General features: G+C 59.7%; 17 protein-coding genes and 1 riboswitch. Of the genes, 2 read left to right on the plus strand and 15 right to left on the minus strand.

Annotated elements, in window-relative coordinates; genetic code table 11:
* Window positions 1-70: 70 nt before the first annotated feature.
* Genes ID864_RS17065 through ID864_RS17085 form a run of 5 tightly spaced genes read right to left on the minus strand, consistent with a single transcriptional unit; the run spans window position 71 to window position 4,121 of the window.
* Window positions 71-706 (minus strand): urea amidolyase associated protein UAAP2, encoded by a 636-nt coding sequence (locus ID864_RS17065; protein ID WP_191149436.1) that lies wholly within the window; start codon window positions 704-706, stop codon window positions 71-73.
* The gene (locus tag ID864_RS17070) at window positions 706-1,425 is read right to left on the minus strand and encodes an urea amidolyase associated protein UAAP1 (protein ID WP_048917979.1); all 720 of its coding nucleotides are present in this window, start codon (window positions 1,423-1,425) and stop codon (window positions 706-708) included. Before ID864_RS17070 ends, ID864_RS17065 begins: the two co-directional genes overlap by 1 nt.
* Window positions 1,409-2,227 (minus strand): ABC transporter ATP-binding protein, encoded by an 819-nt coding sequence (locus ID864_RS17075; protein ID WP_048917980.1) that lies wholly within the window; start codon window positions 2,225-2,227, stop codon window positions 1,409-1,411. The genes ID864_RS17070 and ID864_RS17075 overlap by 17 nt, the downstream gene beginning before the upstream one ends.
* Window positions 2,224-3,039: an ABC transporter permease gene (locus ID864_RS17080; protein ID WP_191149437.1), complete on the minus strand. Its 816-nt coding sequence runs from the start codon at window positions 3,037-3,039 to the stop codon at window positions 2,224-2,226. Before ID864_RS17080 ends, ID864_RS17075 begins: the two co-directional genes overlap by 4 nt.
* A 23-nt stretch (window positions 3,040-3,062) precedes the next feature.
* Window positions 3,063-4,121 (minus strand): putative urea ABC transporter substrate-binding protein, encoded by a 1,059-nt coding sequence (locus ID864_RS17085; protein WP_191149438.1) that lies wholly within the window; start codon window positions 4,119-4,121, stop codon window positions 3,063-3,065.
* A 53-nt stretch (window positions 4,122-4,174) separates the two neighbouring features.
* Window positions 4,175-4,274, minus strand: a riboswitch (guanidine-I (ykkC/yxkD leader).
* A 310-nt stretch (window positions 4,275-4,584) separates the two neighbouring features.
* Between ID864_RS17085 and ID864_RS17090 the strand changes: the two genes are divergently transcribed.
* Window positions 4,585-5,865 (plus strand): MFS transporter, encoded by a 1,281-nt coding sequence (locus tag ID864_RS17090; RefSeq protein WP_048917983.1) that lies wholly within the window; start codon window positions 4,585-4,587, stop codon window positions 5,863-5,865.
* Between the two features lie 109 nt (window positions 5,866-5,974).
* Here the strand turns inward: ID864_RS17090 and ID864_RS17095 are convergent, their stop codons facing one another.
* The 10 genes from ID864_RS17095 to ID864_RS17140 form a co-directional block, all read right to left on the minus strand.
* Window positions 5,975-7,162 carry an aminotransferase-like domain-containing protein gene (locus ID864_RS17095; RefSeq protein ID WP_099753841.1) on the minus strand — a complete coding sequence of 396 codons (1,188 nt, stop codon included), beginning with the start codon at window positions 7,160-7,162 and terminating at the stop codon, window positions 5,975-5,977.
* A gap of 98 nt (window positions 7,163-7,260) precedes the next feature.
* On the minus strand, window positions 7,261-8,568 hold the full coding sequence (locus tag ID864_RS17100) for a purine-cytosine permease family protein (RefSeq protein ID WP_191149439.1): 1,308 nt from the start codon (window positions 8,566-8,568) through the stop codon (window positions 7,261-7,263).
* 9 nt (window positions 8,569-8,577) lie between these two features.
* Window positions 8,578-10,023, minus strand: a complete 1,446-nt coding sequence (locus ID864_RS17105; protein ID WP_191149440.1) for an amidase — start codon at window positions 10,021-10,023, stop codon at window positions 8,578-8,580.
* A 323-nt stretch (window positions 10,024-10,346) separates the two neighbouring features.
* The gene (locus ID864_RS17110; RefSeq protein ID WP_048917987.1) at window positions 10,347-11,576 is read right to left on the minus strand and encodes an MFS transporter; all 1,230 of its coding nucleotides are present in this window, start codon (window positions 11,574-11,576) and stop codon (window positions 10,347-10,349) included.
* Between the two features lie 111 nt (window positions 11,577-11,687).
* The gene (locus tag ID864_RS17115) at window positions 11,688-13,004 is read right to left on the minus strand and encodes a PQQ-dependent sugar dehydrogenase (RefSeq protein ID WP_048917988.1); all 1,317 of its coding nucleotides are present in this window, start codon (window positions 13,002-13,004) and stop codon (window positions 11,688-11,690) included.
* A 10-nt stretch (window positions 13,005-13,014) separates the two neighbouring features.
* On the minus strand, window positions 13,015-13,443 hold the full coding sequence (locus ID864_RS17120; protein ID WP_099753838.1) for a DUF2231 domain-containing protein: 429 nt from the start codon (window positions 13,441-13,443) through the stop codon (window positions 13,015-13,017).
* Window positions 13,444-13,546: 103 nt separating this feature from the next.
* Window positions 13,547-14,866, minus strand: a complete 1,320-nt coding sequence (locus ID864_RS17125; RefSeq protein ID WP_191149441.1) for a CitMHS family transporter — start codon at window positions 14,864-14,866, stop codon at window positions 13,547-13,549.
* 336 nt (window positions 14,867-15,202) lie between these two features.
* Entirely contained in the window at window positions 15,203-17,161 is a 1,959-nt protein-coding gene (locus tag ID864_RS17130) for a methyl-accepting chemotaxis protein (RefSeq protein WP_191149442.1), read from the minus strand.
* Window positions 17,162-17,421: 260 nt separating this feature from the next.
* On the minus strand, window positions 17,422-18,675 hold the full coding sequence (locus ID864_RS17135) for an enolase C-terminal domain-like protein (RefSeq protein WP_099753835.1): 1,254 nt from the start codon (window positions 18,673-18,675) through the stop codon (window positions 17,422-17,424).
* Between the two features lie 86 nt (window positions 18,676-18,761).
* Window positions 18,762-19,469 carry a FadR/GntR family transcriptional regulator gene (locus ID864_RS17140; protein ID WP_048917993.1) on the minus strand — a complete coding sequence of 236 codons (708 nt, stop codon included), beginning with the start codon at window positions 19,467-19,469 and terminating at the stop codon, window positions 18,762-18,764.
* A gap of 245 nt (window positions 19,470-19,714) precedes the next feature.
* On the opposite strand from ID864_RS17140, the gene ID864_RS17145 reads away from it, so the two are divergent.
* Window positions 19,715-20,482 (plus strand): SDR family oxidoreductase, encoded by a 768-nt coding sequence (locus ID864_RS17145; protein ID WP_191149443.1) that lies wholly within the window; start codon window positions 19,715-19,717, stop codon window positions 20,480-20,482.
* The last annotated feature ends 21 nt before the right edge of the window (window positions 20,483-20,503 follow it).

The following is a 20,503-nucleotide window of genomic DNA, read 5'->3' on the forward strand; positions in this document are numbered from 1 at the left end:
GCGGGCCGTCCCGCCAGTCTTCAGGCCGCCCGGGGTCGTCCCCGGGGGAAATCTCAGGATTTTCGGCGGCTCAGTTCCACACCAGCACTTCGGCGGCGGTCGGGTTCCAGCCGTTACACGGGTTGTTAAGCTGCGGACAGTTGGAGATCAGCACAATCACGTCGCATTCGGCGCGCAGCTCAACATATTTCCCGGCGGCGGAGATACCGTCTGCAAAGGTCAGCCCGCCCTCCGGCGTCACCGGCACGTTCATAAAGAAGTTGATGTTGGCGGCGATGTCACGCTTGTGCAGGCGGCCATCGTGGATGCAGACGCAGAGGAAGTTATCGCGGCAGCTGTGCATGTAGCGCTTATCGGCGTGATAGCGTACGGTATTGCTCTCCTGGGCGCAGGCACCGCCAAGGGTGTCGTGGCGCCCGCAGGTGTCGGCAACAATGGTCAGCAGCGGGTTGCCAAGGTTGGAGTAAAGCACGCTGCCGCTGGTCAGGTAGGCGTTATTCTGGCGGCGCAGCGTGCGCTGGGCGTCATAGCGCTCGCGCGGGTTGGCAGCGCTGTAAAACAGCGTATCAACGGCCTGATTGCCCTCCAGATCGTGCAGGCGCACGGTCTGCCCCTTCTTCACTTCAAACAGATAGGGTTCACCCGCCGGAATGGTGTGGCGCAAAACGGCATCGCTGGCCTGCTTAGCGCTGGTAATTAAAGTCATCAGACGGCTCCTGTCACGTTAAAGCGTTCGATATTCTGCAAGGCGCGCAGGTTCTCCGGGCGCGAGGTTTTACAGCCTTCCAGCATCTGTTCATCGTGGGCATCTCGCAGCGCCAGCTGCACCGGGCGCGGCGCATAGTGCGGGTTCGGGTCCATCGGATGCTGCAGCGCGGTGAGCACCACCAGCGTGTTCATCGGGGCGTACAGCTCAACCACGCTGCCCGGCGCGGAGTGGTTCTGATGAAACTGGAAGCTGCCCGCTTCATCAACGCTCACTTTACTGAACAGGTTAAGCACCATCAGCAGGTCTTCCAGCCGCAGGTCCCACTTGCCCAGCTCCACCAGCAGATTATCGCTGCCGTTGCGGTAGAAGCCGTTGCGCAGCTCCTGATAGCGGCCGTCGCCGTATTTCTCTGCCACTTCTGCCGCATTCAGCACGCCGCCAAAGCAGTCGTGCCAGCCGCAGGTATCGGTCACCATGGCCGCCAGCACGCGCCCCATATCTGAGTAGAGGCAGTGCCCGGCGGTCAGTCTGGCGGTGTGCTGCCCTTTCAGCGTATCCGGCAGGTTCAGGCGTTCACTTTTCTCATCGGCATTCAGCAGCATCAGGCTGACGTTGGCGCCGCCTTCAAGATCGGTAAGGCGCAGTAGCTGGCCCTTTTTTATCACCAGTGAGGTGTGGCCGCCGCCGGGTAAGGTCTCTTCATAGAGGTGCGTCATGGGAAATCTCCTGAGTGGATGGGTGGGCGAAAGCCGTTGGGTGCATCAGCACTTCAGCGGGCTGACGGCGCTGCCGCAGTCGGGTTTCGTTCAGCGGCAGGTCATAAGTAATGCGTGCGCCCCAGGCGTTGGGTTCGTGCGGGTCAATGCGCACTTTGTCGAACACCAGCAGGCGCGTGCCGAGGTTAAAGCCCTCCGACAGGTCATGCGTCACCATAAACACCGTCAGCGCGGTTTCCTGCCACAGCTCCAGCAGCAGGCTGTGCATATCCTTACGGATGCCGGGATCGAGTGCGCCAAAAGGCTCATCGAGCAGCAGAATGCGCGGCTGCATGATGAACGCCTGGGCGATCGCCAGCCGCTGCTGCATGCCGCCGGAGAGCTGCGCCGGATATTTCTTTAACGCCTGCCCCAGCCCCACGCGCTCCAGCATCGCGGCCGCCTGCTGGCGCGCCGCCTGTTTACGCCTGCCGAACAGCCGGCCACAGAAGCGCGCAGCGGGCAGCTCCAGCCCGATGGCAACGTTATCCAGCACGTTAAGGTGTGGAAAGACCGAATAGCGCTGAAACACCACGCCGCGGCTGGCGTCCGGTTCCGCAGGCAGGGTTTCGCCCTGTAGCGTGATGCTGCCGCGGCTTGGCTTCTCCTGGCCCAGCAGCAGGCGCAGGAAGGTCGATTTACCGCAGCCGGAGGCACCGACCATGGTGCAGAACTCCCCTTCGTTGATGCTCAGGTTGAGGTTCTCCAGCACCACGTGGTTGCCATACTCCTGCCAGATGTTGTTGATGTTGATAAAGCTCATGATTTCTCTCCCTGGGCCCACGGGAAGCACCAGCGGTTAAGGCGGCGCAGGCCAAGGTCCATCAGCCAGGCCAGCAGCGTGATCCAGAACACATAAGGCAGGATCACATCCATCGCCATATAGCGGCGCACGAGGAAAATGCGGTAGCCCAGCCCGGCAGTCGAGGAGATCGCCTCCGCGGAGATCAGGAACAGCCACGCGGAACCCAGCAGCAGGCGCAGCGAGGTCAGCAGCCGGGTCAGCAGCTGTGGCAGCACCACGCGCAGCACCACCGTCCAGCTATTGGCCCCCAGCGTTTGCGCTTTAATCAGGATCTCCTGCGGGATCTCCCGCGCCCGCTGTTCAAGGTCGCGCGCCAGCATCGGCGTAATGCCAATGACGATCAGCATGATTTTCGACAGCTCATCGAGTCCGAAGACGATAAACAGCACCGGCAGGATAGCCAGCGGAGGCACCATCGACAGCACGGTCATAAACGACGACAGCGGCGAGCGCCACATTGGAAACACCCCGGCGGCAATGCCGAAGGCCAGTCCGAGCAGCGAGGCGATGCCCAGCCCCAGCAGCAGGCGGCCAAGACTGACGGAGGTATCCATCCACAGCAGATAGTCGCCGCTGCGCTTGTCCGGGGTGAACGCCATGCGCTGCACCGCGTCGATCATCTGCCCGAGTCCTGGCAGCAGTTTGTCGTGCGGGTTGGCATCCAGCCGCACGGCGGAGCCGATGAAATAGGCGGCGATCGCCAGAATAAACGGCAGCAGCACCAGCATCAGATGCATGCCTCTGTCGGGATGACGATTCATTTGCCGCATGGCGTTGGCTCCTCTGTGTGGGGTTATAGCTTGCCGTCGGCGGCCATCTTCAGAAAGCTGTCGTCAAAGCGCAGTTTGACGTTGCTGCTGTCGCCCTGGGTGACGTTGCCGGGGAAGCGCATGCCGATAAAGTCAGCACTCTGCGCGCCGTCGCCAAGCAGCCCTTTCTCAAATGAGAAGCGGGCCACGCGCTGCATGGTTTTCGCCAGTTCGGCATCGCTAATAAATTTCAGGTTGTCGGCGGGGGTGTAAAACAGGTGGGTGGTTTTCAGCTGCGCCTGGTAGCCTTTCAGATCAGTGCCGGAAGCGGCTGCCATTGCATTCAGGGCATCGCTATCACCCGCTTTCATTTTGCTCATCATCTCGTACCAGGCCCCGGTCAGGGCTTTGCCAAGCGCCGGGTTATCCTTCAGCACGTCACTGTTGACTACCATCATATCGATCAGCTCGCCCGGCACCTGCGAGGACTCAAATACTTCCGTGGTATCCGGCGTGGCTTTGATAGCGGAGAGCTGAGGGTTCCAGGCCACGGCCGCCTGCACGCTGCTGGTGGCAAACGCCGAGACGATATCAGCATCAGAGGTGTTTACCACCGTGACATCTTTCTCGGCCAGGCCCGCTTTCTCCAGCCCGCGCACCAGCAGATAGTGTGATACCGACAGTTCCGGCAGGTAGACCTTCATCCCTTTCAGATCGTTGAGGGTCTTGCCCTTGCCTTTCAGCACGATGCCGTCATTGCCCTCAGAGTAGCTACCCAGGATCAGCGCGGTACTGTCAACGCCCCCGGCGGCAGGAATGGTAAGCGCATCCATGTTGGTCATGGTGCAGCCATCAAACTGCCCGGCAGTGTACTGGTTAATGGATTCGATATAGTCGTTAAGCTGGGTGACGTGGATTTTAATGCCATATTTAGCCGCCCACTTGTCGATGATGCCAGAGGTGGCGATCTGGCCCCACGGCATCCAGCCGGCGTAAATGGTCCAGCAGACGTTGAACTCTTTTTTGGCGACAGCCTGTGAGGGAATGCTGGCCAGCGCGGTAACGCTGAGAAGGCAAATGCTGAGGATGTGAGAAAGTTTCATTGTAACCTCGGTTTTTGACGGAAAAGGGGCAGCGCGACACCTGTGGTGTTGCTGTCTCCCGGGCTTTTCTCCCGCCGTGTAACCCCAACCGAGGTCGCCAGCTCTCGGACCAGTCATCCACCTGCGTGGACCGGAACCCTAGCCTGCTATTGTGTTCAGTTATCTGTGTAACGCTGCTGCTATCATTACCTCAGCAAGAGTTGTGCCAGCTTTAAAAGTCCCGGTAATCAGTGAATTCGCGTTTTCGCAGGTTATACGCGTTCCGCATTGGGGCATCATTTTCTGGCAGGCTGCATCAGCGCGGTGCAGGCTTCAGGGACGGGCATGCCCGTCCACTACGAAAAATGTGCTCGGTGCAGGCGTCAGGATGGATATGCCTGTCCCCTACCAAAACTCGCTTGCCCGACGGGAAGCGGGTAACTACCCTTGATGTACTCTGTTTTCCCGGAAGGTAAAAATAACAATGACAAAGCCTGAGCAGTTAAGAAAGAAAGCGCTGGTGGCGGGCGCGGTGGGTAACTTTATTGAGTGGTATGAGTTTGCCGTGTACGGCTTTCTGGCCACGGTGATTGCGCAGAACTTCTTTACGCTTCAGGGCGAATCGGCGATGACGGGTATCATCCTGACCTGGGCTTCTTTTGCCGTTGCCTTCTTCTTCCGTCCGCTCGGGGCGATTATCTTTGGCCGCATCGGCGACAGAATCGGCCGCAAGCCGACGCTGGTTGCGGTGTTGATCCTGATGACGCTGGCGACCGCCGCGATCGGTTTCGTGCCGGTTTATGCCTCGATTGGCGTCGCCGCCCCGCTGCTGCTGACCCTGTTACGCATCCTTCAGGGGCTGTTCGCCGGCGGCGAGTACGGCGGCGCCGTCTCCCTGATGACGGAGTTTGCCCCCAAGGGCAAGCGCGGGCTGTATGGCGCCTGGCAATCCCTGACCGTGGCGTTTGGCCTGCTGGCGGGTGCGGCGGTGGTCGCCACGCTCTCTGCCGTGATGAGCCCGGAGTCACTGCATGCCTGGGGCTGGCGCATCCCCTTTATTAGCGCGCTGCCGATGGGGCTGGTCGCACTCTGGCTGCGTATGCAGCTGGAAGAGACTCCGACCTTTAGCAATACGCAGCGTGCAGCCAGCCCACCCACGGCAGCGCGCAGCGGGCTGGTGCTGAGCGTCATTCTGCTGGGTATCGGCCGCGTTATGGTGTGGTCGGCGGCGGGTTATACCTACCTGGTGGTGATGCCCACCTACCTGCAGTCGGTGCTGCATACCGGGCTGAATCAGGCGCTGGTTATCGCGGTGCTGTCGAATATCGGCTTCGCCCTCACCATCCTGCCTGCCGGCATACTCAGCGACCGCATCGGCCGCAAACCGGTAATGATTGCGGCCAGCGTGCTGCTGCTGGTGTGCGCGTGGCCGCTGCTGAAGGTATTGCAGATGCCGGATATTGGCCTGCTGGTGAAATGCCTGATCGTGCTGTTTGCCGGGGCGATGGTCGGCATGCTTGCCGGTCCCGGGCCTGCCATGCTGGCGGAAATGTTCCCCACCCACGTACGTTATACCGGGCTGGGGCTGGCTTACTCCCTCTCCAATGCGCTGTTTTCCGGCTGTGCAGGCCTGATTATCAGCGGGCTGATTAAGCAGACCGGCAACAACGATATCCCGGCTTACTATGTGATTGTGACTGCGGCCATCAGCATTCTGGCGCTGATGAGCCTGCGGCGCGACGATCATCTGCGTTCGCTGGAGTAATCGCCAGCGGGTCAGGCATGCCTTACCCCGGCAAACAGGTGCCGGCGTCGTAGGGGTCGGGCATGCCGACCCGCTCGCCTCCTGTAAAAACCCCCCTCTCCGGTAGCGGTTAAAGATGCTGTTTCAGCACCTTTCCGAGGGTCGCAATCCCTTTAACTATGTTCTCGTCGCTGTGCGTCGAGTAGCTGAAGCGGGCGAAGTTATGGCGCTGCAGCGTGGGGAAGAAACTCCCGCCAGGCACATAGGCGACTTTCGCCTCGGGTATCGCATGGTGCAGCATAAACTGCGCGGTATCGACCCCTTGCGGGAACTCCAGCCAGGTAAACAGGCCACCGTCGGGGTTGGTGAAGCTGATGGTCTGCGGAAAGTGCGCCTTGATCGCCGCCAGCATGGTCTCTTTCTTACGCAGATAGCGTGCTTTGATGGTCTGGATATGCTCGTCGATGTCATGACGCTCCAGATACAGCGACACCGCCGCCATATTCAACGTGCTGCACTGCGTGTCGGCGGCCAGCTTCAGCAGGCCGAGCTTCTCGGTGATCTCCTTCGATGCCACCGACCAGCCCAGGCGCAGGCCCGGTGCCAGAATTTTCGAGAAGCTGCCGAAATAGATTACCCGCCCTTCCGTATCCATACCTTTCAGCGTGGCGACTTTCTCGCCCTGATAGCGCACTTCACGGTACGGCGAATCCTCAAGGATAATAAAGTCGTACTGATTAGCGAGCGCGATCAGATGGCGGCGGCGCGCCAGCGACAGCGTGATACCGGTCGGATTATGGAAATCGGGTACGGTATAAATGAATTTGATACGCTTACCGGCCTGCAGCTCGGCTTCCAGCACCTCCGTCATCATGCCCTGTTCGTCCATCGGCACGGCCAGATACTCAGGCTGGCAAGTGTTGAAGGCCAGCAGCGCACCCAGGAAGGTCGGCGCTTCGGTGGCAACGATATCGCCCGGGTTCAGCAGCAGGCGCGCCGCCAGGTCCAGCCCCTGCTGGCTCCCCTGTAAAATCAGCACATTGTCGTCGCTGCAGGCAATACCTTCGCGCGCCATGCGGGCGGCGATCTGCTCGCGCAGCTTAGGCATACCGGTCGAGTGAGTGTACTGCAGGGAAGCTTCACCCGGGCCGGAGAGCAGCTCGGCGTAGATATCCTGCAACGCCTGCGCCGGAAACAGGCTGGAGTCCGGGTAACCACCGCCAAAGGAAATAATGGAAGGGTCGGCCCCTAACTGTAATAACTGTCTGATTGCTGAAGGCTTGACCAGCTCCATTCTGTCGGCGTAACGCGTGCTCATTAAGTATTCCCTGCGATGTTTTTTATTGGAAATCCACGTTATGAGAGTGAGTAAGTTATGTCAATAAAGGGCCGGGCAAAAAAACTCGGCCCCTGCCGCTATGCCTGGATGACGACCTTTTTATCCGCCGTGCGCGCCATTCCGATCTTCATCAACACCAGATAGCCGACCGCACCCGCCACCAGCCCGATCGTCGCTTCGCCAAACTGCGGAAACCAGATATGCGCAGCCACCGCACACAGGCTGCCGAACGCCCAGCCGGCAAAGGCGCTGCCGCGAATACGCTGAGTTTTACGCTGGCCGCTGAGGCGCGACATAAAGATCAGGTCAACAATCATCACCGCACCAAATGGCGGCACCACCACGCCGAGCAGACTGAGCCACTCCAGGAAGTAGTGCCACACTCCGGCCAGCGCCAGCGCACCGCCCGCCGCACCGAGGATCAAGGTCCAGATGCGCATTTTGCTGCTGAAGATATGGCTAAAGGCCACCGCGCCGTTGTACAGGCAGTGGGTACACACCGAGCCAAGGTTGATAAAGACAAACAGGCAGGCCACGGTACTGAGCAGCACGCCGTGCCCCATCAGCAGCGGCAGGAAGTTGCCGCCGTTGTTGAGCGGATCCACCGCTGCGCCCAGCGCCACAATCACCACGCCGAACAGGTAGGAGATGCCATTGGCCAGTGGAAACGCGGAGAACGCGGCAAATACGGCGGATCTGCCGTTTTTCGACCTGCGGGTAAAGTCTGCCGTCATGGTGCCGGAGTCGGCAAAACCGGCCACAACCATCGTCACGGCTGTACCCAGCGTCATGCCGCCCGCTACGCTGGCGCTGCCTTTAAACTCAGTGACAGTGCTGAAGTCATGATTTTCTGACACCAGCCACAGCGCCACCAGCCCGAGCACCACATATAGCGGCGCAGCGATGATGCCCAGCACTGACAGCGCGCGCACGCCGAGGAAGGTGATGGCGGTATAAAGCACCATGGCAAACGCCGTTACTGCCAGCGCATTCCAGCCAAAGGTCTGGTTGATCACCAGCCCGGTCAGCCCGGTCTGGAAGGCGTACCAGCCGATCACCACGATGGAGAGAAACCCGGACACCAGAATATAGCCCTGGGTACCGAAAGTCCGTTTTGCCTGCAGCGCAAAGTTCATTCCGCTATTGCCGGCAAACCAGCTCAGCGCACCGACATAGGCAAACAGCACCAGGTTGCCGAGCAGGATAGCGATAATTGCCGGCCAGAAACCGAGGTGCCAGGTAATGATGCCGCCGAACAGCGCGTTGGTGAGGATCATCGGGAAGCCAAACCACACCGCCGAGACGGAGCGCGTAGAGTGACGATGGCTGAGCGGAACCGGCTGGTGCTCAAATTCCTGATGCAGACTGTCTGATGATTTTTTCACGGGTGTTCCTCAGAGTTCAGGCGCGAACCGCGCAGGTTGGTGGTGTTTCCACGGCTGGAGACGTTCAAACGCGGCGCTGGCGGCCAGCACGCGGGCATCGTCGAGATGGCGGCCAACGATCTGCAGCCCGACCGGCAGCCCTTCGGCGGTAAATCCGCACGGCACCGAGGCAGCAGGCTGGCCGCTGAAGTTGAACGGGAAGCAGAATGACAGCCAGTGATCGCTGCTCACCCGGCGGCCGTTAATCTCTTCCGGCCCCTGCATCCCCAGCGGGAATGGCGGTGCGGCCAGCGTGGGGGTAATCAGCAGGTCGTAGCCCTGCATAAAGCGCCACAGCGTATTCACCAGCCTCTTGCGCGCCGTCATGGCATCGGTAAATTCGGCGGCCTGCCACGGCCGTTGCAGCATGGCAACCAGATGCGCGGCCATCTGCCCGCCGAACTCAGGCAGCTGCGCGCGCATGCCGCTCAGGTCGGTTTCCAGCGCGACTATGGCGCGAAATGACTCAACCTGGTCGCCAAATGGCGGGTCGACGAGCTCCACCGTGCAGCCGAGGTCATCGGCAAAGCGCTGGGCGGCGCGGCTGACCAGCGCTCTTACCTGCGGGTCGAGCGCCACAAAACCAAAATTGGCGCTGAAGGCTACGCGTAGCCCGCGCACTGGCTGGCGTAACGAACCGAGCCACTCCACGTCGCTGCAGGGAATCGAGTGGCGATCGCGCATATCCGGTCCCGCCATCACCGACATCATCAGCGCCGCATCGCGCACGCTGCGCGTCATCGGGCCAATGTGCTCCAGCGACTCCCAGCTTGAGACCCCGGGATAGCGATCGTCGCGGCAGCCGGGCCACAGCGGCACGCGCCCCATCGACGGTTTAAAACCGTAAATCCCGCAGTGCGCCGCCGGGATACGTACCGACCCGCCGCCGTCGCTGCCGAGCGCCAGCGGGCACAGTCTTGCAGCCAGCGCCGCCCCGGACCCAGCGCTGGAGCCGCCGGGCGTCTTGCTGAGATCCCACGGATTACGCGGCGTGGGAAACAGCAGGTTGTCCCCCACGCCGCTGTAGCCGAACTCCGGCGCGGTGGTTTTCCCCAGCATCACCGCACCGGCGGCCATCAGGCGCTCAACGCAGATATCATCTTCATCCGGCACGAAATCGCGATAGATAGCCGAGCCGGAAGTGGTTTTTACCCCGGCGGTAGAGATCAGGTCTTTTACCGCCAGCGGCACCCCGGCCAGCGGCGGCAGCGTCTCACCGCGCGCCCGCCGGGCATCTACCGCCGCGGCCTGCGCCAGTGCCCGCTGCGGCGTGGGGGTACAAAACGCGTGAATCTGCCCGTCGCGGCTCTCCATGCGGTCAAGCGCGGCGCGGGTAATCTCCAGCGCCGAGACTTCGCCGTGGCGAATATGCGCCGCCAGATTGGTCGCATCGCCATCCAGTAAATCGTCAAACATATTTCACCCCACCCTGATTGCTAGCACTGAGGCTATCACTGCATAAAGCGGGCCAGATATGAGTAGATCAGGTAAATCGTTGCTGAAGAGGCGCCGGGATAGGATGCGGGATACAAATCGGAAACCCCTGCGCGTGGATCAGAGCAGGAGATGCACAAAAATAAGGCGGGATTGCACTATAAAAGCGGTCGACCATTAAGGCCGATCTGATGTAGGGGGCGACCGCTTTTTGGGTCGACCCGCGGTATAGAATAAACCAAAAGGCCGACCGGAAAAGAGGGTCGGCCACTACGGTAGGGGTCGGGCATGCCCGACCCGAAGGCTTACGAATTCTCCAGCTTCTGCCGCCGCCTCAAATGCGGGAACAGCGTCATCCACACCGCGACCACCACCAGGGTGCCGACGCCACCGAGCACCGCAGCAGGCACCGCGCCCATCATTGCTGCCAGCAGGCCGGATTCAAACTCCCCGAGCTGGTTTGAGGTATTAATAAAGATGCTGTTGACCGCATTGACGCGCCCGCGCATATCATCCGGGGTGTCGAGCTGCACCAGCGCCCCGCGGATCACCATGCTGACCATATCAAAACCGCCGAGCGCGGCCAGCGCCAGCAGCGAGAGCCACAGCTGGCTGGAGAGCGCAAACACCAGCGTAGCAACGCCGAACCCGGCTACGGAACCAAACATAATCATGCCGACATTCTTCTCCAGCTTGTTACGGCTGAGCCAGACGCCCACCAGCAGCGCGCCAACCGACGGTGCGCCGCGCAGCATCCCCAGCCCCCACGGCCCGGTATGCAGAATATCTTTGGCAAAAATTGGCAGCAGCGCAGTGGCGCCGCCCAGCAGCACGGCAAACAGGTCGAGCGAGATCACGCCCAGCACGTCGCGGCGCTCGCGGATGAACTTCACCCCGGCAAACAGCGTTTTGATATTGGCGGGCAGACGCGGCTGCGCGGCGCGGATAAAGCGGATGCGGCTGACCATAATAATCGACAGCAGGTAAAACGCCGCGGCCACCGTATACACCACCTCTGGTCCGGCAACATACAGCAGCCCGCCGAGAGTCGGGCCGAGGATCACCGCGCTTTGCCCGCTCACCGCCCCCGCTGCCGTGGCGCGCGCCAGCATCGCAGGCGGCACCAGCGAGGGCAGCATCGACTGCATTGCCGGGCCTTCAATCGCCTTCGCCACCGAGATAAGAAACACCAGCCCCCACAGCGCGTGCTGATTCGACCAGTGATTAAAGGTCAGCAGCACCAGCGCCAGCAGCGCGCCCCACTCCATGAGCTGCCCGCACAGCACAATACGGCGGCGATCGTACTGGTCGGCCATATGCCCGGCCGGCAGCGCCAGCAGCACCGACGGCAGAAACTGCATCAGGCCAATCATCCCCAGCGCCATTGCACTGTGGGTGATAGCGTAGATCTGCCAGCTGACCGCCACGGAGAACATCTGAAAACCGAAGGAAGAGAAAGTGCGCGCCAGCCAGAAAGCGACAAAGGCGCGTTGATGCAGCAGCGAACCATCCGCTGCTGGTGCAGGTGAACTCATAGCGATTCCGAATCTTATTGTCAGGTTTTGTAATGTTGACAATAAAATAGCGCAATCAGCGCGATGCGGCGATGAGAATAATCACCAGCGCACTCGCCCTGACTGCACGCTTTACTGCGCGGCGGTGACGCGCCAGACGGTGTCTCCGGCATCGTCGGCGATCAGCAGCGCCCCCTGCTGGTCCATCGCCAGCCCAACCGGCAGGCCGTGCACCTGCTTATGATCGTCGCTGAGGAACCCCGTCACCACCGGCTGCGGCAGGCCAACCGGCTTGCCGTTCTCAAAGGCGACGTACGCCACGCGATAGCCGTTGAGCGGGTCGCGGTCCCAGCTTCCGTGTTCGCTGATAAACGCCCCGCCGTGATACTGCGCGGGCAGACTGTTGCCGGTGTAGAACCACAGGCCAAGCGGCGCGACGTGCGAGCTGAGCGCATAATCCGGCTTCACGGCTTTCGCTACCAGATCCGGGCGCGGCGGCTGTGCACGCTTGTCAACATGCTGACCAAAATAGCTGTATGGCCAGCCGTAGAACGCCCCTTCATTCACCGAGGTCAGATAATCTGGCACCAGGTCTGCACCAATTTCATCCCGCTCGTTGACCACCGCCCACAATTTTCCGGTTTGTGGCTCCCACTGTAATCCGGTCGGATTGCGCAGCCCGCTGGCATAAATACGGCTGGCGCCGCTGGCCGCATCCACTTCCAGCACTGCCGCCCGCCGATACTCGGCCCCGATGCCGTTTTCGGTGATATTACTGTTAGAACCCACGCCAACATAAAGCTTGCTGCCGTCCGGGCTGGCGAGCAGCGATTTGGTCCAGTGGTGATTGATCGGGCCGCCCGGTAGCTCGGTCAGCTCGGTCCCCGGCGCCTCAATGCGCGTCTGTCCGCTCTGATACGGATACTTCATCAGGCTGTCGGCGTTCGCCACATACAGCGTATTACCGACCAGCTGCACGCCAAACGGCGAGTGCAGCCCCTCAAGGAAAACATGCTTCTCCCAGGTTTTACCGTCGCCGCTGCTGTTACGCAGCAGGGTAATACGGTTGCCGCCTGCTCCCCCCTTACCGGAAGACTGCTGCACAATGCCCATAATCAGCTGCTTCGGTCGGCTGGTGGGTTTCGCCGGGCCGTTAGCCTCCACCACCAGAATATCGTTATTCGGCAGCACGTACAGCTGGCGCGGATGCTGCAGACCGCTGGCAATTTTGGCAATTTGCAGCCCCTGTGCCACCTGCGGCTTCTCATCGCCCTTCCAGCCGACGCCCTGCGGCACGCGCATCGGCGGCATCAGGAAGTTCTGCGCCTCCGGCAGCACCGGATCGGCGCCCACCTGCTGATTCGGGTCCATGGTTGAAGCGCCATCGCATCCGGCGAGCATCAGCGCTGCCGACAGCGCCAGCAGAGGGAAAACGTGTTGATTTTTCATCTTTTTCTCCTCAGTGTCGCGCGCGCAGGCGCAGAGCAAGCTGAACATTGCCAATCAGCAGCAGCAGGACGGTCAGGGTCGAGAGGATAGCCCCAAGCGGCACCACCGCGTAGCCGTCACGGCTGTGAATAAAGGCATTGAAGATCGCCAGCACCACCGCCAGCAGGTTAAGCCAGAAGTCCGTGCGGTAAGCCCCCGCACGCAGCGGTGCCCGCCCGACCCAGACTTGAAATAAATTAATCAGTCGCGGAACCACGGCAATCAGCAGGCCAAAGACGATCAGCCAGCTGGCGCCCTGGGTCCAGAACTGTTCAAAGCTGTAAACGTAGATGATGTCGAAGATCCAGGCCGCAACGAAACAGCCGAGTGGAATGGGATTCAGCAGCTGATACAGCGCCAGTGCCAGCGTTGACTGCCGTAAGGTGCCAGTTTCGGACATAACAAACCCTCCAGAGAAATAATGCGGGCGGCAAAACCATCCGCCGCCCGCGACACTGCAAAGTTTAGTTAGTGTTATGAATATTTGTAACTTTTGTTAAAGATCACCCCGCCTTATGGAAGAACGGGAACGCACCGGTGATCAGTCCGCCGACCATCAGCATCAGGCTGACCAGGATCCCCCACTTAATCGCAAAGCGCTGATGGTCACCAATATCCACCTTCGCCAGCCCTACCAGCAGGTAGACTGACGGCACCAGCGGGCTGAGCAGATGGAACGGCTGGCCGACAATCGATGCGCGTGCAATTTCCTCAGCGGAGATGCCATAGCTGGCTGCCGTCTGCGCGATCACCGGCAGGATGCCGAAATAGAAAGCATCGTTCGACATAAAGAAGGTAAACGGCAGGCTGACCAGCGCGGTAAACACCGCCAGATAAGGGCCGAAACTGTGCGGGATCACCGCCAGCAGGCTCTTCGCCATCGCATCGACCATTCCGGTGCCGGAGAGGATGCCGGTAAATATCCCGGCGGCGAAAATCAGCGAGGTTACCGCCAGCACGTTACCCGCATGGGCGCTGATGCGCGCTTTCTGCTGCTCCAGCGTCGGGTAGTTGAGCATCACCGCCACGGCGAAGGCCAGCATAAACAGGATCTGAATCGGCAGCAGGCCCACCACCAGCAGTACCAGCAGCACCGTGGTAAGGATCAGGTTGGGCCAGAACATTTTCGGGCGGCGGTTGGCGGCGCACTCTTCGGCATCCCCCAGCCCCAGCTCAATGTTTTCCAGATGATGGTCGCTGATTTTCATTACCCCGAGGCGCTTACGCTCCTGCAGGCCAAACAGCACCGCCATGCTGACCAGCGTCACGCAGGCGATAAACATCGCAGGTAGCATCGGGATGAAGATGTCCAGCGCATCAATGCGCAGCGCCGCCGCGGCACGGGCGGTAGGGCCGCCCCACGGTGAGAGGTTCATAATACCGCTGGCGAGGTTGACCAGGCAGGTCATCGCCAGCACGTTCATTCCCAGCTTGCGGTACAGCGGTAAAAACGCCGCGATGGCGATCATATAGGTAGTCGAGCTGTCGCCGTCCAGTGAGACCAGCAGCGTCAGGATAGCCGTGCCGACCAGCACCTTCAGCGGATCCCCGCGCACCAGCCTGAGAATAAAGCGCACCAGCGGGTCGAACAGCCCGGCATCAATCATCAGGCCAAAGTAGAGAATGGAAAAGGTCAGCATCACGCCGGTGGGTGCCAGCGTCTTCACCCCATCGAGCATCATGGCGCCCAGGCCATGGTAAAAACCGCCTGCCAGCGCAAACAGGGTCGGGATCAGGATCAGTGCAATCAGTGCCGACATGCGCTTGGTCATGATCAGGTACATGAAACAGACAACCATCGAAAAACCCAATATGGTCAGCAAGGTAACTCCCCTCTTTAAGCGGTATGAAAGGTGATAAATTGGTCACGTAGTGATAAAAAAACTGATGAAACAATTAGCGCGCTCATGATTAACCTATTGTTTTACATGACGAGCGCTATTTCCTGATAATAATTAGTAACCAAATTTCTTCATTTTTTTAACAAAAAAGAGTGAGGGCGATCGCCTTTCCACACTGTGTAAATGGATAAGTGTGAGGGCGATCAACTGCTGCAGGGTTATCGGTAACAGGAAATGTGGAGGGGACAGTCCGGTTTAACCTGGCACTGACGGTAAAGTACAGGGCCGCAGCCAGCGGCCGCCGCCCTGCCCGTGCGTTTATCGGCTTTGCACCAGCTTTTGCAATACTTTGAGCTGTGCAACCGCTTCCTGCATTGCATCAATCCCGGAAGTCATTTCGTTAAGCTTATCGAGGTTATCACTAATGCTCTTACGCTCGCTGGCCGTCTGGCTGCTCATTGCCGCGATGGCGTTGGCGGCATCGATGCTCTGCTCGGCCATCTGCTTCGCACGCTCGACGGTAGTCTCCGCCACTTTACGGATATGCAGAATGGTACTCACCGAGTCGGTGATGCTGCGTGAGGTGGCATCCGCCTGCTCTTTCGAGGAGTGCGCCAGGCGGCGCACTTCGCTGGCGACCACGGCAAAACCTCGTCCTGCCTCCCCGGCGCGTGCTGCTTCCACCGCGGCATTCAGCGCCAGAATATTGGTTTGAAACGCAATATTACTGATGCCGCTATTGATAGTGGTAATCCCGGCGGAGAGGGTTTCCAGCTGGTCAAGGCCGCTGCTGAGCTGATGCTGCGCCTGCTGGCTGTGCAGCGCGGCATCGCTGATCGAACGGATATTGCTTTCTGCCGCGGTCAGCGCTTCGCTCTGGCTGCGCGTGGCGTTTTCCAGCGCCGGCAGCGATTTCATCAGCGGGTCGAGCTGCTGCTGATAGTCCACCACCTGATTCACAATTTTGCTTTGCAGCGCGTTCAACGCCTCCCAGCGGCGCAGGGCGCGCTGCGCATAGTGGCTGGCATAACCGGCATACTGTACCGGGAAGTTACGCATCGCATCCGATGGACGATGGAAGAATGCCAGCGCCGACAGCGTCTGATTGATCGGCACACCAAGGATTTCGCCAAAGCTGGAGAAGCCCGCCGCCGGGATGCCGGTGAAGAAGTGGGACTGCGGCAGGCGCGCCAGGTTACCGGCCCGGCGCAGTACGCAGTCATTCAGCAGCAGCGCCGCTGGCTCGCCATACTGCGCGGTAAACTTCTGCCAGTCTTCGCGCGTGGCCGCAGCAAAGTCGGTCTCCTGCAGCAGATGCAGGCGATCGCCAAACTCCAGATCGCAGAAGAACTGAATGCGGTCCGGCAAAATTTTGGCGATGGAACGAATGAAGAACTCCTCTTCGACTTTTACCGCAAAGGTCAGCCCCTGCAGGCTTTGTTGCAGGTTTGCCGGCGTGCAATTTAACTGCGCGCACAGCGCCTCGATAACGTTGTGCTGGCGCCCCTGGGCATCAAACAGCGAGGTGACGGTGCGTGCCACCGGGTCCGCTTCCGCGACCAGCCAGCTGTGCGCTGTCGGGACAAAGTTCTGGCTTTTAAACGGCGCAAAGGATTTACCGGCGGCCATCTGGCAGAAGACGATCACCGCCTTGCCCTGCAAAATACGCCCGCCGTTGGCGATCCAGGTGCCGTCAAAATCCAGCGTGCCGCCTGCGGACCCGCCAATCGCCAGACACGGGAAGCGACCGGAGGCATACCACGCCTGCATCAGGAATCCTTCGGATGCTGACAGGCCATCACAGAAGATCAGCGCAAAGGTCCGCTCTGCCGAGAGTGGCATTTTAAGCGCCAGATGCTCAAGCTCGCGCTGAATAGCGCTGACACGCTGCGAGGCACCCGAAGTATCCTGTACGTGCAGATCAACTTCATGCACTTCGTGTGCGGCAATCAGACTCTCCGGCAGCCAAAGCCAGCTTCCCTGCTGCCCGTCACCGTCACAGTAGGTGCTCTGCCCCCGCCCGCTGCACAGTGCGCCATTGGAGGAGAGCGTCAGCACGCTGCGCCGCGCCGCGTTCAGCTTCTGCCACGGCGTACTGACACGGCTGAAATCGGCATGCGGCGGCACAAAACTTAGCAGCAGACCGGCGCTGTTGCGGCTCAGTCCTAGCTCGTTCATGCCTGCAGGAGGGTGGCTGGCGTTAAAAACACCGGCACGAGGTACGCTGCCGCGCGTTTTCAGCCGCGCGGCAGTGTTCCAGAAAGAAGTGTGACTCATTTATTGCCTACTTATTAACTAAGCGCCCGGTGCCGTCTGGGTTGAAGTCTGGCACCTGCTGGTGAAAAAAATAAGAGATGCGCTTCCGTGTGTCGTTAGGTTTTACGCTGGGGGTTATCGGCAACGAGGGGGGAAGTATTAGGAGCAATGCGTGCGGTGCGCCAACAGAGGGTTAACGGGCGAGGCAAACCTCGCCCGCGCGGTGGTCGGGCCATTTTCCTGGTTGGGGTCAGGCCTGCCTGACCGGGGGCCACCAGTGATTATGGTCGTGCCGCGCTGCCGTCCGGCAGGCGGGCGTTGGTCCAGTCCGGCAGACCCCCGCTCACCGGGAAGCGTTTCGCTTTCTCCTCATCAATATCCACCCCCAGCCCCGGACGGTCACTGAGGTAAGCATAGCCGCGGTCGATTTCCGGGCAGCCTGGGAACACCTCCATCAGCGCCTCATTGACCGGGGTATACTCCTGAATGCCAAAGTTGGTCACGCTGAGATCCAGATGCATATTGGCGGCGACGCCGACAGGGGAAATATCCCCCGGGCCGTGCCACGCGGTTCGCACGCCGTGGATCTCGGCATAGGTCGCCAGCTTCTTCGCGGGGGTAATCCCACCGATGGTGCTGACGTGGCAGCGGATAAAATCGATCAGCTGCTGCTGAATCAGCGGCTTCCATTCGTTGACGTGGGTAAACAGCTCCCCCATCGAGATCGGGGTGCTGCTCTGGGCGCGGATCATTTTCAGCCAGTCGAGGTTCTCTGGCGCAACCGGATCTTCAAGGAAGAACAGCTGGTATGGCTCAAGGTTTTTCGCCAGCTGTACCGCCGCAACCGGCGCGATGCGCTCGTGAACGTCGTGAATAAACTCAACGCCAAAGCCTAATTTGTCGCGCAGGTGGTCAAACAGGCGCGGTACCGCTCGGGCATAAGCATCCGGGTCAAAATAGATCCCTGCCGTCTGGCTGCGCGGCGAAATTTTCGCTTTGATGTTGCGGGCTTTCGCCAGCTTGCCGGCAATCAGGCGCAGATCTTCGGTCCCGGCGCCGCCGTACATCCCCATCTGACAGCGCACATACTGATAGCCCTCTTCCATGCGCGCGCGGATGTTGTCCTCCACTTCTACTTCATCGGCACCGTCGCAGTGGCGATAGAGCGGAATAGCGTCGCGACATTTGCCGCCCAGCAGCTGATAGACCGGCAGCCCGGCAACCTTGCCCTTAATATCCCACAGCGCCATATCAATGCCGGACAGCGCGTTGTTCATGATCGGGCCGCTACGCCAGTAGCCGCTGACCGCCGCCGACTGCCAGATATCCTCAATGCGCAGCGGATCTTTCCCCAGCAAAAATGGACGCATGTAATTTTCAATCGCGGCTTCCACGGCGAAAATGCGCTGAGTAAAAGTGGCGCAGCCCAAACCGTACAGCCCCGGCTGATTGGTTTCGACTTTAACAACCACCAGATCGATGCCGCCGGGTGCCGTCAGCAGGGTTCTGACATTCGTTATTTTCAACGTTTCCATAACTGTCTCCGTATCACCGCAATGATGTATGATGTCCTACAAGATAGGGTTTTAAAAAAAGCCTCGCACTGAGGCTTTTTGCGCGACTACTTTTCGCCCAATTTCACTTCTTCAATCGCGCTGACGTTGTGCGCCATCGCGCTGTTCAAGGTTTCGCTGGCGGTGGCCGCATCACGGTTTTTCAGCGCCATAAACACCTTAATATGCGCCTCGACGCTTTCCAGCGTGACGCCCAGCACCCGGTTAAGCTCTTCCAGATAATGGATATAGATATTCTTCAGCGACTCCATCACGTGGATAAACACCTTGTTATGCGAGGCTTTAACAATCGCCAGGTGGAAATCGTAGTCGGCTAAGGAGTACTTTTTGTAGTCGTCTTTGCTGACCAGCATGCGGTTCAGCGCCTGCTCCAGCCGCACGATGTCTTCATCAGTGGCATTCTCTACGGCCAGGTCCATGCAGCGGAACTCTACCGTCTGGCGGAACACGCGCATATCGTCAAACTCTTCCTGTGAGAGGTGCAGTATCGGCTGGCTGTCGCTGAAAGCGCCGTAGCGCGACACTTCACGCGTAACAAAGGTGCCCTTGCCCTGATGGGTCACCACCACGCCGAGGTCGCGCAGTTTCTGCACCGCACTGCGCACGCTGACCCGGCTAACGTTAAAGGTTGCCGTCAGTTCAGCTTCCGAAGGCAACTTACAGCCCGGCTCCCACACCCCGTCCTGAATGTTTTGCTTCATCTGCTGATAGATCAGATTCACCACGTTGTGCTTTTGTACGCTTTCCAGGGTCACTGCCGTCCTCTCTTAACCTGTCCTACAAGCTGGGTTTATTTTTAGCATTGTCGTGGTGTCATTAGCAAGGCTTTGATGATAAATAGTTAACTTCATGATTTTTATACACTAAGCCGCACTGCGGCAATTAAAATGTGATATTGCCTGCATTTTTATTATCCCCGGATTGCCGATTTAACGCGCATCACGTAGATATTAAGCCACAACTTGTTAGTCATGTTACATATACATTAACCGGAGTTACTATGTCTTCTCTGTTCTCCCTTGCTGGTAAAACCGCGCTGATTACCGGCTCCACCCGCGGCCTTGGCCTGGCCTATGCTCAGGGGCTGGCGGCGGCTGGCGCAGCGGTGATTATCAACGGTACGCAGCAGCAGCACCTGCACTCTGCCCTGGCCACCCTCGGCGCTCAGGGCGCCAGCGCACGCGGGTTTCTGTTTAATGTCGCCGATGAATCAGCGGTTGAGGCCGTGTTCCGTCAGCTTGATGAAGAACAGGTCAATGTCGACATTGTGATTAATAACGCCGGGATCCAATTTCGCAAACCGATGCTCGAACTGGCGCTCAGCGACTGGCAGCGCGTGCTGGATATCAATCTCACCAGCGCATTTATCGTCTCGCGTGCCGCCGCGACGCGCATGGTGGCGCGCAACAGCGGCGGCAAGATCATCAATATTGGCTCCCTCACCAGCGAAGCGGCGCGGGCCACCGTTGCCCCCTATACCGCGGCTAAAGGCGGTATCAAGCTGCTCACTAAGTCGATGGCGGCAGAGTGGGCACAGTACAACATTCAGAGCAACGGTATCGGCCCGGGCTACATCCTGACCGATATGAACCAGGCGCTGGTGGATAACCAGGAGTTTGATCAGTGGGTGCGCAGCAGTAACCCTTCCGGGCGCTGGGGCCACCCCGATGAGCTGATCGGCACCTCTGTTTATCTGGCCTCGTCAGCGTCCAACTATGTGAACGGCCAGATGATCTACGTTGACGGCGGCTGGCTCGCCACCCTGTAACAGCGCATACCCTACCGGAGC

This window comes from Erwinia aphidicola (assembly GCF_014773485.1).
Taxonomy (GTDB): Bacteria; Pseudomonadota; Gammaproteobacteria; order Enterobacterales; family Enterobacteriaceae; genus Erwinia; species Erwinia aphidicola.